General features: G+C 37.4%; 12 protein-coding genes and 1 pseudogene. 7 read left to right on the forward strand and 6 right to left on the reverse strand.

Features of this window, described 5'->3' with window-relative positions; genetic code table 11:
• The first annotated feature begins 424 nt into the window (after positions 1-424).
• Positions 425-1,060, forward strand: coding sequence for a methyltransferase family protein (locus DC53_RS06565; protein ID WP_007379046.1), 636 nt, complete (start codon positions 425-427; stop codon positions 1,058-1,060).
• A gap of 36 nt (positions 1,061-1,096) precedes the next feature.
• Here the strand turns inward: DC53_RS06565 and DC53_RS06560 are convergent, their stop codons facing one another.
• The 3 genes from DC53_RS06560 to DC53_RS06550 all read right to left on the reverse strand — a co-directional run bounded on the left by DC53_RS06560 (position 1,097) and on the right by DC53_RS06550 (position 5,720).
• Positions 1,097-3,115, reverse strand: a complete 2,019-nt coding sequence (locus tag DC53_RS06560; RefSeq protein ID WP_007379047.1) for an EAL domain-containing protein — start codon at positions 3,113-3,115, stop codon at positions 1,097-1,099.
• A 4-nt stretch (positions 3,116-3,119) separates the two neighbouring features.
• Positions 3,120-3,560, reverse strand: coding sequence for a YfiR family protein (locus DC53_RS06555; protein ID WP_007379048.1), 441 nt, complete (start codon positions 3,558-3,560; stop codon positions 3,120-3,122).
• Positions 3,561-3,659: 99 nt separating this feature from the next.
• Positions 3,660-5,720, reverse strand: coding sequence for a TonB-dependent receptor plug domain-containing protein (locus DC53_RS06550; protein ID WP_033030824.1), 2,061 nt, complete (start codon positions 5,718-5,720; stop codon positions 3,660-3,662).
• A gap of 474 nt (positions 5,721-6,194) precedes the next feature.
• Here DC53_RS06550 and DC53_RS06545 point away from each other — a divergent pair, with 474 nt between their 5' ends.
• Positions 6,195-7,061, forward strand: coding sequence for a diguanylate cyclase domain-containing protein (locus tag DC53_RS06545; protein ID WP_033030826.1), 867 nt, complete (start codon positions 6,195-6,197; stop codon positions 7,059-7,061).
• 21 nt (positions 7,062-7,082) lie between these two features.
• On the opposite strand, the gene DC53_RS06540 is transcribed toward DC53_RS06545, so the two are convergent.
• A complete protein-coding gene (locus tag DC53_RS06540) occupies positions 7,083-7,982 on the reverse strand; it encodes a LysR family transcriptional regulator (protein WP_033030828.1) in 900 nt (299 codons plus the stop codon).
• Between the two features lie 101 nt (positions 7,983-8,083).
• Here DC53_RS06540 and DC53_RS06535 point away from each other — a divergent pair, with 101 nt between their 5' ends.
• The 4 genes from DC53_RS06535 to DC53_RS06520 all read left to right on the forward strand — a co-directional run bounded on the left by DC53_RS06535 (position 8,084) and on the right by DC53_RS06520 (position 11,504).
• Positions 8,084-8,716, forward strand: a complete 633-nt coding sequence (locus DC53_RS06535) for an NAD(P)-dependent oxidoreductase (RefSeq protein WP_007379043.1) — start codon at positions 8,084-8,086, stop codon at positions 8,714-8,716.
• A 106-nt stretch (positions 8,717-8,822) separates the two neighbouring features.
• Positions 8,823-9,839, forward strand: coding sequence for a Kelch repeat-containing protein (locus DC53_RS06530; RefSeq protein ID WP_033030830.1), 1,017 nt, complete (start codon positions 8,823-8,825; stop codon positions 9,837-9,839).
• Positions 9,836-10,552, forward strand: coding sequence for an SIR2 family NAD-dependent protein deacylase (locus DC53_RS06525; RefSeq protein WP_033030831.1), 717 nt, complete (start codon positions 9,836-9,838; stop codon positions 10,550-10,552). Before DC53_RS06530 ends, DC53_RS06525 begins: the two co-directional genes overlap by 4 nt.
• A 154-nt stretch (positions 10,553-10,706) precedes the next feature.
• Positions 10,707-11,504 (forward strand): response regulator transcription factor, encoded by a 798-nt coding sequence (locus tag DC53_RS06520; RefSeq protein ID WP_033030834.1) that lies wholly within the window; start codon positions 10,707-10,709, stop codon positions 11,502-11,504.
• Between the two features lie 87 nt (positions 11,505-11,591).
• Here the strand turns inward: DC53_RS06520 and DC53_RS06515 are convergent, their stop codons facing one another.
• The gene (locus tag DC53_RS06515; protein WP_033030836.1) at positions 11,592-12,194 is read right to left on the reverse strand and encodes a LysE/ArgO family amino acid transporter; all 603 of its coding nucleotides are present in this window, start codon (positions 12,192-12,194) and stop codon (positions 11,592-11,594) included.
• A gap of 95 nt (positions 12,195-12,289) precedes the next feature.
• Between DC53_RS06515 and DC53_RS06510 the strand changes: the two genes are divergently transcribed.
• On the forward strand, positions 12,290-13,183 hold the full coding sequence (locus DC53_RS06510) for a LysR family transcriptional regulator ArgP (protein ID WP_033030838.1): 894 nt from the start codon (positions 12,290-12,292) through the stop codon (positions 13,181-13,183).
• Positions 13,184-13,189: 6 nt separating this feature from the next.
• Here the strand turns inward: DC53_RS06510 and DC53_RS22595 are convergent.
• Positions 13,190-13,347: pseudogene (locus tag DC53_RS22595) on the reverse strand (M20/M25/M40 family metallo-hydrolase); the annotation flags it as partial.

Raw genomic sequence — 13,347 nt, forward strand, 5'->3', positions numbered from 1 at the left:
ATAGCCAAGAGCTCATGCCGAACTCAGTAGTGAAACAAAACAGCTCGAAGGCGAGCCCCGGCCAACGATAGTGTAGCATTTGCTATCTGGGATTTAATAAATAGCCAGAGCCCATACCGAACTCAGTAGTGAAACCAAAGCTTCGACCGATAATAGTGTAGTATTTCACTGTGGCTCTCCACCGCTGTGGGCAGCACGACATTCTACTGCGTAGCGCACCGACTTAACATTGTAGAAAGCCCGAATTTAACGATTCGGGCTTTTTTACTTCTGCAGAAAAGTGGATGGATAATACATGGTATCATTGGTAAACTTATTCTAATCTTTTATGCCCATTTAGCTGACTTTGCTTGTTAATTAACAGTATGAACACTAAAATTAATTTATAGTATTAGCTAAAAAATAATGTGTGTGAGCTCCCTCAATGAACTATCAACCCTTTATAGATGACTCAGTATCCCTAATAGAGTTTACACGTATTTACCTCGCTATTTTCTATACATTTGTGGCGGGATTTTATACTTATAGAATTATTTATAAAAATCGAACCACACCCTCTGGCGTTATTTTTCCTGGTCAGCAGTACTGCTCTAGTTGGTGGAACCATATGGCGTTTAAATTTTTCAGGGCTGCTATTTGGTTTGTGTGTGTTGTGAGAGTTTTTATTCCTGAATTAGATAATTACTTAGTATTATTTGAACCTTTAAACGGTTGGCCTGGGGTCATGTTTGGCAATGTATTACTGAGTGCTGGGTTTATATTAAGTATGTTTGTACATTTTGATATGGCATCACTTTGGCGCTCAGGAATAGATCCTAATGGGCCAAAGGAGCTAAAAACCACTGGACTCTATGACTATTCTCGTAACCCTATGTATTTAGGTGTTGCAGCGGCTCAAATTGGTTTCTTTTTAGCATTGCCGTGTGTATTTAGTCTGATATGTTTGATTGTAGGGGTTACCGCTTTATATAGACAAACTTTAGTAGAAGAAGAGCATCTATCGCAATCTTTTTCAGAGCAGTATCAGTATTATAAACAACGCGTACCTCGCTGGTTGTAATAAAGACACTACCCACATACAAGCTGGTATTTAATTTTAAAGTAAGACTTTAGACTTAACGTACTTTTCAATAAAGCTTTGTTTAGTGATTGGTTTTGAAAATACATAACCTTGAATATAATCACATGCTAACTGCTTTAATAGTAAGTATTGATGTTGGGTTTCTACCCCTTCAGCGACAACTTTTACACCTAAATTATGTGCCATTGTTATTATTGCCTTTATAAGCGCTATGCTGTTTTCATTGGTTTCTATATCTCTAATAAAAGAGTGATCAATTTTTAGGATATCGATATCTAAGCGTTGAAGATAGGCAAGTGATGAATAACCGACACCAAAATCATCTATTGCTATATCAATATTTTTTGCGTTAAGTCGCTTTAATTGACTCTGTATTAAAGAATCAGGATCCATTAGCGTGTTCTCTGTAACCTCTATAAGAATAGTATGGGCGGGGAGTTTGTATTGCTCACTTGCTTCTAGCCATTCATTTACCCAATTACCAGCACGATCAATCTCAAGTGGTGACGTATTTACGCTAATTTGTATAGGTGTTTCGCAAAGTAGATTAAATTGAACAGTATCTTTAATTGCTTGTAGTTTTACCCACTGGCCAATATCGCTTATTAAGCCATTCTTTTCAGCGATTGGTATAAATTCATTTGGGCTAATTAGACCTCGCTCAGGGTGATTCCAGCGTATTAACGCTTCGGCTTTGGGTACTGATGTACCATTAATAGAAAAAATGGGTTGATAATAAAGCTCAAATTGATTTTTTTTAAGGGCAGTATGTATTTGTTCTATTAAACGGCGCTTTTCGATTGCTTGTTCTTCCATAGCATAAGTGAAAAATTCGTAGCGGTTTCTACCTTTATGTTTAGATAAATACATTGCTTGATCAGCTCGCTTTACTAAGTCTTCTACTGTTACCCCATCCGTTGGATAAAAAGTTAAACCTAAACTTGCAGTCACATACACCTTTTCTTTTTTTAGATGAATACACTGCATTAAGCTACTTTTTACTGCATTTGCAACCTTACTTGCGCTCGCTTGATTGTCTACTCCTTCTAGAATAAGAGTAAATTCATCACCGCCTAGTCTTGCTACAGTATCGTTAGCTGTTATGCAGTTTTGTAACCTAACTGCGACTTGATGTAACAGTAAATCGCCATAGTCATGTCCGAGACTGTCGTTTATTTCTTTGAAGCCATCTAAATCAATAAAAATAAGGGCAAAAGTTATATTTTTTTTGCTAATTAAACTTTGTAGTTTTTCGTAAAAGTAACGTCTGTTAGGTAGGTCTGTAAGGCCATCTTCATATGCATATTGGTGTAATTGTAAATTTGCATTTTCAAGTTCTTTAGTACGAAGCCGAACTTGATTTTCAAGTGAACTTTCTCGCTGTTCAATCGTGTGTAACATATCGTTGAAACAGGAAGTAAGTTCGCCTACCTCATCTTGCGAGAGCTGTTTTGCACGTAAGCTATAGTCATTCGATTTTGTTATTTGGTTAGCTGTTTGTGCCAAATATAATATAGGGTTTAAAAACCGACGTCTGAGTAATAAGGATAATAGTAAGCTCACAATAAATGTAAATATCACCAAAATAATAAGAAACTTACTATAAAATGCCACTCTATCATTAATGTAGCTATCATTAGCCCTAATTTTGAGCTCACCATAGCAATGAGAATCTAGCTCTAAAACGGTACTTATTTCTATACTATGTTGTGCTGTTTTAGAAAGAGAATTGGCGATAGCAAGTGGTTTACCATCTGAATTACTCACAATCACAGATACTATATCTGAGCGAATAAGCAGTGGGTTAATAAGTTCTTGTATTGCTTCTGCATCGTCAAACATAAGCGCTGTCGTTATATTAGGGGACAACATTTTAGAAAGAGATACTAAACTTTTTACTTGCTCTTCTTTCGCGCTACTTATTTCATAGGCACTAAATACGGTTGTGACAGTTGCGGTTGATACGAGGGCGACACACATTAAAATGACTAAAAGTTTTTTGCTCATTGTGTTTAATAAAAATAGTTTTTTCATTGCATTACCTATCAACAACGCGAGCAAGGCGTAATACTTTTGAACTCATCGTAATACCTACTTCTTTAAGCTTTTTAGGCGCTATTTCGAAACGAATTTTACCACTTGAAAGAAAAAACCTAATGTGTCCGCCATTTTTAATAAAACCTTCAGTTTCACCTATAACCATAATATTGTCATAAGGAAAAAACTTTAGGTTTTCCCAATTAGCGATTGTATTGACGGTTATAAAAAGCATATCACACGATACGTTTGATATATCGTTGAGAGCAATATGTTTATTCTTTAAAGGTAATCCTTTTACTATTCGTTCTTTTAAAACAATGTTTGCTAACTCAATAAAGTGTTTATCAGGGCTGCATAGAGTAAAAAAATTGTCTTTTTGAGGAAGCGAGTGCCATTGAGAAAATCTGGCAAAATTATATAAGAAGCCCGCTTTAAGCATGTATTCCTTTTCCATTGCATTACAATTCGCACTAAATAAAAATACAAATATAATTAAGGTACGATGGATTAAACTTTTTGACTTGAGCATGTTATAAACTTAAAACGTAGTCATAATTGTGAATGTAAAAGATTCATCAATATAATTGGGTATAGTATAGGTTTCGTTTGTATTACCATATTCGATGTGAGAACTTGCTAATAAATTTTTACCTGAAAGCGCAGTTGACCACTGTTGGTTTATCTGCCAATTCCAAGTCAAATCTAATGCTGCGTAGTTATCTGTGTTATACGCATTAGAATTTTCTACTCGTAATGTAGAAAACAGAGAATGGCCGTTAAATAGAGTGTAATTTGCTTTTGCAAATAGCTGCCTATTTGTTGAATCAAACCCAACCACAGGCCTAGTATCATAAGGTAAGCTATATTTAAAGTCTGTATAACTGTACCCAAGTTCTGCGCTGAGAGTATCCATAGGTTGCCACGATAAAACGACATCAAAACCTTTTGTTGTTGTTTTTCCAACAGAGATTAAATCAAGGTTGATTTGAGTTGTTGTAAGCGCTTGAGCTGCTTGTGGGATCTCTCCCGATCGAAACAGAGCGAGAGCAGGCAAGAATTGTTCAAAATGGGTATTTAAGTTAATAACCGCTACGTTTTTACCGTGCGTGTTATAAGCGGAAAAGTCCATTGACCAATCGTTATCGGAAAATCGGTAACCTAGTTCGTGAGAGATATAATTCTCAGATTTCACTTTATCGTTACCATTTAAAAAAGTGGCGATTCGATATTCATCTATAGCTACCAGCCCTGTACTTGTGCCAAGTACATCAAGAACTTTGGTTCCATTAAGTTTAAAATTATCGTTAAACTCAATAAGCGTGGGGATTCGTACACTTCTGGATATAGCGCTCCAAACAAGATGATTCTCGATTGGTTTGTAAACTAACCTTGCTGAAGGTTGGTTTTCCCACCCTGTTAGATCATTATGATCTAATTTAGTGCCAATTATAAAATCGAGAGTATCAGGGGTAAAGTTATATTGAGCCTGAATAAGCCCACCATACTGCTGAAGGTCATCCAAATCTTTATCACTATCTAAAAAGACACTTTGTGCAAATGAAATGGTGTTATAGCGGTAGTTTAATCCCCAATCAAACTGTAGTGACTGGTAAATAAAATTCATTTGGTAGTCAATATCTATCGATTCGAAATGCTCTTTTATGTAGGCTTGAGATCCATTTTGTTTGAGCCATGATACCTGTAACATCTGATTGGCATTGCCTGATATTCTGTGTTCTAAACGAGCCATCATACGTGAGTCGATACGTTTTAAATCATCAGAAAATGCAATGTTTTCATTTGTAGCATCAACTACACCTCGGTAGTTTTGGCCTAATTTTGAATGCGTAACATCGCCTTGAAATAAACCCGACAATTCATCATTAGGTGTATAGTCAGCACGTATACCAAAAGAATATTGTTTCGTAGTATCATTTGGTTTGAGTCTAGCTCCTTTTTTAGATGCATTTGCATGTTTTGCATGGCCATAAATTCGATAACTGCCTTTATTACCAATATCGTTTCCATAACGAAAATTTGTATCGACATTTATTTGATTGCCGGTGGTTGCTGTTGCTAATGTGTCACGAGTATCAATACTATTTTTAGTAATAATATTGATAACACCATTATTTGCGTTACTTCCCCATAAAAGCCCACCTTGCCCTCGAATGACTTCTATGCGTTCAATATCGTACAAAGGAACATTGAGTGTTTCCCAATAAACAGCCGCAAATTTTGGTGTATATAAACTTTGGCCATCGATCATGACTAATAACTTGCTAGAAAAGCGAGAAGCAACGCCTCTCGAAGAGATAGCCCACTGGTTATTATCGAGTTGTCTAACAATAAGCCCGGGAACCATTTTTAGTGCTTCAGGTACAGACATAGCACCAGAGTTAGTAATTTGCTCTTTACTTAAAACATAAATAGAGGAGGCTGTATCAAATGCTGATTGAGTTCTTTTCATTGCTGAAGTGACTTGAACATCCATTCCCATTAGGGCATCAAGGTCAAGGTTTTCGTAATCAAATTGCTCAGCCATTAGTAAGGGAGAAATAAAGGTTAATGGCCATAAAAAGCGTTGTGATATTTTCAATGAGGTGTCTCCTACACAATCCAAATTCAAAAACAATCGTTGTTTTTGTAAAGCATCTGTTATCACATGATATTAACATAAATTAATGATGTGAAAGCACTTTATATTATTAATAAAATTGATTTTGGAATTTTTTTAGTTCGCTCAAAATAATAAACGTCTTGGGCCAGTTGACCTCTCAGAATTAAAATTCATTCTATCTCGGGGCTATTTTATCTGGTTACTAAATTGGAAAAAGCAAAATACAGATCCTATATTTTAACTCTGTTTCATAGGTAATCATCAAGTATAAGTAGTTTTGAGCCGCCATGGTTTAGCAATGCGTTATAGGCTTAATTATTACTCGCTATTTATATAGATGGCGCATTATTAAAATGTGAGTGAATATATCGTTTCTTTAAAGCTATTTTTTGCTTTTGTTGTAGGGGTGTCGAATACTGGATTTAGCTTCATTAAACCTAGAGGCAAGCAGGTATGATAAAAAGTGGGTTAGTGGATTTACAAGAAGTACTTGATTTAATGCTTGATGCTGTTTGTGTTGTAGATAAGCAAGGTACATTTGTTTTTGTTAGCGCCGCGTTTGAGCGAATTTTTGGTTATTCAGCCAATGAAGTTGTTGGTAAAAAAATGATTAATTATGTCTATTCTGGAGATCATCAAAAAACGCACAATGCAATTGCTTCGCTTTTATCAGGAGAGTTAATAAACCCTCGTTTTGAAAATCGTTGGCTCAGAAAAGATGGACAATTAGTCCACATACTATGGTCTGTTCGCTGGTCTGAAGAACATCAAGTAAGAATTGCAGTGGCTCACGATATTACCGAGCGAAAAGAGATGGAAGAGCAGCTTTATTACATGGCAGGGCATGATGCATTAACGGGTTTACCAAACCGTTCGTTATTAATGGATCGATTGCAAAAAGTAATTGTAAAAGCTCACCGAGATAATTTATTTTTTTCACTACTGTTTATTGATATAAATGGCTTTAAAGCTGTAAATGATACTTATGGTCATAACGTTGGTGATAAGTTGTTGCATAGCATTGCACAGAGGCTGTCGAATGTAATGAGGGAATATGACACTGTAGGGCGTTTAGGTGGGGATGAGTTTTTAATTATTTTAGATAATTTAAAGTCACCAACCGAAAGTGTTGTTATTAGGCGTAAAATTTTAGCTCAATTTAAGGCTGAATTTCAATTGGATGAATTAAGTCTCAATATCTCTCCTAGTATTGGTATTGCCAATTACCCTAATGATGGACAAACTGATCATCAACTCATTAAGTATGCCGATCAAGCTATGTACAAAATTAAAGGCGCAAATGTTGCTAAAGTTATGTAGTCATTTTTATTAATTTAATGCCTATGCTGAACTACTTTTTTTAATATCTTGTTGCCAATTGAGTGCTAAAAAATCAATAAATGTACGTACTAACGTTTGCTGATAACTTCGTGATAGGTACACCGCCCATAGGCTATGGCCAGGTGAATAATAATGCGGCAAGACTTCTACTAGCTCGCCATTTTTTAAGTGTTTATTTGCTAAATCGCAAGGAATATTAGCAATTCCCATCCCCCTAATTGCCGCTTTAACTAAAATGCCCATTTCGTTTGATTGCAAATTCCCCTTAATTGCAACTTTTTGATCATTTGTTGCCGATATTATTCGCCATTTTGTCGCACTACTGTGCACTAGGCAATTATGATTTAGTAAGTCCTGAGGTTTAATTAAGGGGGGCGACTCAGCTAAGTAGTTTGCTGAGGCACATAACACACCATCAATATGCATTAGTTTACGGGCAATATGTTGATCTTCAGGTTGTTCAATATAGCGCAGTGCCACATCAACACGTTCGTCTACCAACTGTGATAAGTTATCCGAAAGTACAAGCTGAACATTTGTTTTGGGGTGTAGTTGTAAAAATTGCTCCACTCTTTCAAATAATAAATTTTGACCCAGCCCAATAGGCGATGCAATTCTGATTGTACCAACTAGTTCATTATTATGGCTATGAGCACGACTTTTTAAATCAGAGACTGTACTGAGTATTTGTTGGCAGTAAATTAATGCTTCTTCACCTTGAATAGTTAAACTTACTTTACGTGTTGTGCGATGAAATAATCTCAACGATAACCACTGTTCTATTTCTTGTACGTGACGAGTAATTTGTAAGCGGCTTAGATTTAAGTGCTCAGCAGATTTAGTAAAGCTGCCACAGCGGGCAACTTCTACAAAGCTTGTAATTGCAGTAATTTTATCCATTAGTAACTTATTATGAACTAATATGTATCTTAACAGTGTGTTTATCACTTAAAAGCGTGCAAGTAAACTAACTTCATTAACTCAATAATAGGATACAGATAATGAAAGTAGCAGTTTTAGGCGCAACAGGCTGGATTGGCAGCACAATCGTACAACAAGCAACTAAGCGCGGTTTAGAAGTGGTCAGCATTGTACGTGACGCAGCGAAAATAACAGATAATACAACTGCCGTTCGCGTATTTGATTTACAAAGCCAAGATAATATTGCTTCAGTACTTAAAGGTATAGATGTACTTATTGCTTCAGTGGGCGGACGTGCAGTAGGTAATCATGAATTAGTTGCACAAACCGCAGAGCGTTTATTAACAGCTTTAAATGGAACAAGCACGCGTTTGATTTGGGTAGGTGGTGCGGGTAGCTTAGAGGTTGCACCAGGGGTAACACTTGTATCAACACCTGAATTCCCTGCAGATTACAAAGATGAAGCACTCGCACAAGGTGAAGCATTAAATGTATTTAAAACGACTACTAGTTCTGCTTCGTGGACTTTTGTAAGCCCTGCTGCAGTAATTTATCCTGGTGAAAGTGAAGGTCCTTATCGTATTGGCGGAGATCAGTTTTTTACAAATGAAGCTGGTGAAAGCAAAGTATCAGTCACTGATTATGCAATAGCATTAGTTGACGAAGCACAAAAAGCTGCACACTTAAACCAACGTATCAGTGTTGCTTATTAACTTATATTAAGTTTAAAGCATTTGATTATTTAGATGCTAAGCGCTGGCTCCTAAGGGCAAAATAATTTAATCTGAGAGTATTAATCCTTATTAAATTATTTGTCTTATGAGCCTTCTTTTTTCGCTTGCGTTAGCAAGTCTTCCTGCTTTACCTGAGCCTGTTGCAAATAATGCTGTGGCTAAAGTTATTATTAAAAATCAGCCTTATTTTTTAAGTTTTATGGGATTAGGCCGCGATAAACAGTACTCGTCAGTGCATAACAAAGTGTGGGCGCTTAAAGTTGGCGATTCACAGTGGCAATCTAAAACTGGTGTGCCTTCAAGCTTGCCATTAAAAGGGCGCTTAGCAAGTACCGCAGTTGGTTTAGGTGAGTACGCCTATGTGTTTGGCGGCTATACAGTTGCAGAGGATCATACTGAAGTTTCAAGCCCCGACGTATATAGGTACGACGTAATAAAAGATACCTACACTCATCTTGCAAGCATGCCAGTACCCGTAGACGATAGCGTAGCGCTGAGCTACAAAGCGCGTTACATTTACTTAATTAGCGGTTGGCATAACGACGGTAACGTAAATTTAGTACAAGTATACGACACGCAAAATAATACATGGCAACAGGCCTCGCCATTTTTAGGTGAGCCCGTATTTGGTCAAGCGGCCGCTATTAGTGGTAATACCATTGTTATTTGCGATGGTGTTAAAACACAAGCTAATCCTGATTCGCGTCGCTCGTTTGCAGGCGTAGCACAGTGCTTAAAAGGTACAATAGATTCAACTAATCCACAAAAAATAGATTGGCGCACATTGCCACATCCAACAGGTTCCGCCCACTATCGAATGGCAGCCACCAGCTATAATGGCAATATTTATATGCTGGCAGGTTCTAACAATCCATATAATTACAGCGCAATAGGCTACGACGGTAAACCTGCACCAGCAAGTGATCATGTTTGGCGCTTTAATATCGAAAAAAATGGATGGCAGGTTTTATCACCGGTTGAGGTAAAGAGTATGGATCACCGTGGTTTACTTGAACACAATGGGGTTTTATATCGAATTGGCGGTATTGACAATAAACAGCAAGTAAGTACTAACGTACTGGGTTACGAGGCTGAAAAGTGAACACTCTTTACATCACAGGAGCAGGAGTAAGCGCAGCCAGCGGTATTCCAACTTTTAGAGGGGAGGATGGTTATTGGACCATCGGCAGTAAAAATTATACGCCTATGGAAATGGCAACGCGCGCAATGTATAAAAACGCACCGAAAGAGTTTTTAGCGTGGTATTACCATCGGTTTGCAACGTATCGCAACCATGGTCCAAACGACGTACACCATTGGCTGAGTGATAAAAACCTAATTACTCAAAATATAGATGGGCTTGATGGCAAAGCCGGTAATAAAAATTACATTGCTATTCATGGCAGGCTCGATCAAATGACGCTATTTCACCATCAAGGCGATGATGTAATCCCGTTTGCCACTCCGTGGGAAAAGGTAGATGAAAGCTGCCTGCACGACTCCTTATTTGAAGTGTTTAATATTAAAAACAGATCACCTGAGCTTAATTATTCTTTTAAACCCTTTGTTTTATTGTTTGATGAGTATTACACCGAGCTTTATAGAATTAGCGAAGCGCAAAAACGCATGAGTAATGCCGATAAAATTGTATTTATGGGGACTTCGTTTAGCGTTAATATTACGCAAATGGCGATAGAAATAGCGCGTGATTACAACATTCCCATTGAAGTTGTAGACCCCGAACCAGCTCATATTTTACACCCCAATGTGAGTTATAAAAAAATGACTGCGCTTGAGTATATTCAAAATAGCTAAATTAAGTTGGTGATTATGTGTGATAAATACGCTATTTATATTTATTTTACAATTTTATAAAGTATTTCTCCTTCGCTTGTACATTGTTGATCTATAATCTTAACTTATACATTAATCGTCATACTGTAAACATAACAACACTGAAGAGATGTAAATGAGTGATTTAACAGCAATAGCAAACTTATCAATATTATTAGTAGAGCCTTCAGATGTTCAACAAAAGCTTATTATAAAATCACTGACTCAGTGTGGTGTAAAGCAGGTTGAAAAAGCAACATCGCAAGAACAAGCACTAACAATGCTTAATAGTTACCAGCCTGATTTAGTTATTAGTAGTATGTACTTTTCAGACGGTACCGCTGACTCCTTACTACAAAAAATCAGATCAAATCCACTAACAGAAAACCAAGCATTTATGTTGGTGTCAAGTGAGCGTAACAAAAAGTACTTAGAGCAGTTAAGGCAGTCGGGTGTATTAGCTATTTTGCCTAAACCATTTAGTGCTGAATCTATAACGCGCGCACTTAAAGCTACTTTAGATATTATTAGTGAAGAAGAAGTTGAGCTTGAACACTTTGATATTACTTTATTACGTGTACTTGTAGTTGATGACAGTCGCTTTGCGCGTAAACACATTATTCGCGTACTTGCGGGGATGGGGATACCAGCACCAGTAGAAGCTGAAGATGGCAAACAGGCCATCGAACAATTAAATACACAGTCATTCGATTTGATTGTTACTGATTATAATATGCCTGAAATGGATGGAAAAGAGCTAACCGAAACCGTCAGAGGGTCAAACACTTACTCACATATCCCTATTTTAATGGTGAGTTCAGAAGCAAACGACACTCACTTAGCCAATATTGCTCAAGCTGGCGTTGATGCCATTTGTGATAAACCATTTGAGCCTGCAACAGTTAGAGATTTATTGTTTAAAATAATGTCTTAACTTATAAACTTAAGGCTAGCAGTAAAAATGCATTAGCCTGAGCAGATAAAATTAAAGCAGCGCTTGTTAAAAGTCGCTGCTTTTTTATTATTGGCTAGGTACGTTATAAAGCCCAAACGCCACAAAACATAATATAACTGCAATTGTGGTATCAAATATTCGCCATCTAAATGATGAACTTAATATACTTTTAAGTTTAGGTGCAAAAAGCACTAAAGTGCTGAACCAAATTATTGACCCAACACAAGCACCAAGTGCAAAATGCATTGGGTTTGGTTGTAAAGCGCCAATATTGCCAAGTAATAACACGGTATCTAAATACACATGTGGATTTAGCAAACTGATTGCAAAAGCCGAAAGGGCAGTACTCCACCAGCTTACTTTTTCTACTTGGCTTATTATTAAACCCGAAGTCCCTTTAATCGCTCGCATTGCAGATCCATACGCTAAGTACGATAGCATCGCAATACCGCCCCATGTTAACCAAGGCAGTAATCCTGGTAATAACTGCTGTAATTCATTTGCTGCAAATACACCTATTAAAATAAGAGTCGCGTCGCAAATAATGCATACCGTGGCTAAAACCAATCGATTAGCGCCAGCCATGCATTGGCTTAAAATCCAAATATTTTGCGCGCCAATGGCAATAATTAAACTTAGCCCCAGCATCACACCCGATAAAAACGACATACTATAAATCTACTCAACTATTCAATGCCTTGCAGGGTATTGGTAATTCTGTTACAAATCCAATGAATATATTTAGGGTTATATGCGTAAAACTCATGATTGATTATCAACTACTCAATGCACTGTCGGCGGTTATTAGTGAAGGCGGGTTTGAAAAAGCCTCTAAAAAGCTATTTATTACGCAATCGGCAGTAAGTCGGCGTATTCATCAACTCGAAGCCAAACTTGGAGAGCCTGTAATAATTAGGACGCAGCCACCGCGCCCAACCGCTCTTGGCAAGCGTTTACTTAATCATTTACAACAAGTCCTGCAGTTAGAAGTTGCTTTAAACGTAGATGCACTTAACGAGCACTCCAGCTTAAACACACCTCTTAGTGTAAAGTTGGCTGCCAATGCTGACTCACTAGCCACATGGTTGCCAGAAGCGCTAGCCATACTAGATACAGAATCTGATTGTAAATTTAGATTTGAAGTGATCTCAGAGGATCAATCTATCGCCCATAAAAGAATGAAAGACGGCGAGGTAATGGTATGTATTAGCTCATCTTCTGAGCCTGTAAATGGCGGGTTAGCGAGCCCATTAGGCGCTATACGTTACAAGGCAATTGCGAGTCCTGACCTTATTAAACAGCATAACCTCACTTCGCTTACGCAATTGGCGCAGGTACCTTGTTTAGTTTTTAGTGAATATGACAAGCTACAGCACCAGTTTTTAGCCGATATTAACGGCTCAACGCCAGAGTATATACATATATATCCCTCATCAGAAGGATTTAAACAAGCCATGATTGCAGGCCTAGGCTATGGTTTATTGCCGACTTTGCAGCTTGGTGATTCCCTGCAAAAAGGGGAGTTAGTTGACTTATTTCCAGAGTATTATATTGATACGCCCTTGTATTGGCATTATTGGCAAAGTGAAAGCCCGCAACTTAAAGCACTGCGAAAGTTTGCAATGCAAGTTGCGGCTAACCGATTAGAACCAATTTAAAGGTGTTTATAACTGCCCTAATCTATAAATGAGTAATGCCGTTTTTTTAATGTTTTTATCAAGGCTGGTTAAATCGGCTGTTTCGTTTTTAGTGTGCGCACCGCTGCCCATCAAGCCTAAACCATCAAGTGCCATATCAACATGGTTTGCCGCAAACGAAATAT

This window comes from Pseudoalteromonas fuliginea, from assembly GCF_000690055.1.
Classification (GTDB): Bacteria; Pseudomonadota; Gammaproteobacteria; order Enterobacterales; family Alteromonadaceae; genus Pseudoalteromonas; species Pseudoalteromonas fuliginea.

Coding starts and splice junctions, on each gene's coding strand:
- DC53_RS06565 (WP_007379046.1), top strand. CDS start 425: ATGAACTATCAACCCTTTATAGATGACTCAGTATCCCTAATAGAGTTT.
- DC53_RS06560 (WP_007379047.1), bottom strand. CDS start 3,115: ATGAAAAAACTATTTTTATTAAACACAATGAGCAAAAAACTTTTAGTC.
- DC53_RS06555 (WP_007379048.1), bottom strand. CDS start 3,560: ATGCTTAAAGCGGGCTTCTTATATAATTTTGCCAGATTTTCTCAATGG.
- DC53_RS06545 (WP_033030826.1), top strand. CDS start 6,195: ATGATAAAAAGTGGGTTAGTGGATTTACAAGAAGTACTTGATTTAATG.
- DC53_RS06540 (WP_033030828.1), bottom strand. CDS start 7,982: ATGGATAAAATTACTGCAATTACAAGCTTTGTAGAAGTTGCCCGCTGT.
- DC53_RS06535 (WP_007379043.1), top strand. CDS start 8,084: ATGAAAGTAGCAGTTTTAGGCGCAACAGGCTGGATTGGCAGCACAATC.
- DC53_RS06530 (WP_033030830.1), top strand. CDS start 8,823: ATGAGCCTTCTTTTTTCGCTTGCGTTAGCAAGTCTTCCTGCTTTACCT.
- DC53_RS06520 (WP_033030834.1), top strand. CDS start 10,707: ATGAGTGATTTAACAGCAATAGCAAACTTATCAATATTATTAGTAGAG.
- DC53_RS06515 (WP_033030836.1), bottom strand. CDS start 12,194: ATGTCGTTTTTATCGGGTGTGATGCTGGGGCTAAGTTTAATTATTGCC.
- DC53_RS06510 (WP_033030838.1), top strand. CDS start 12,290: ATGATTGATTATCAACTACTCAATGCACTGTCGGCGGTTATTAGTGAA.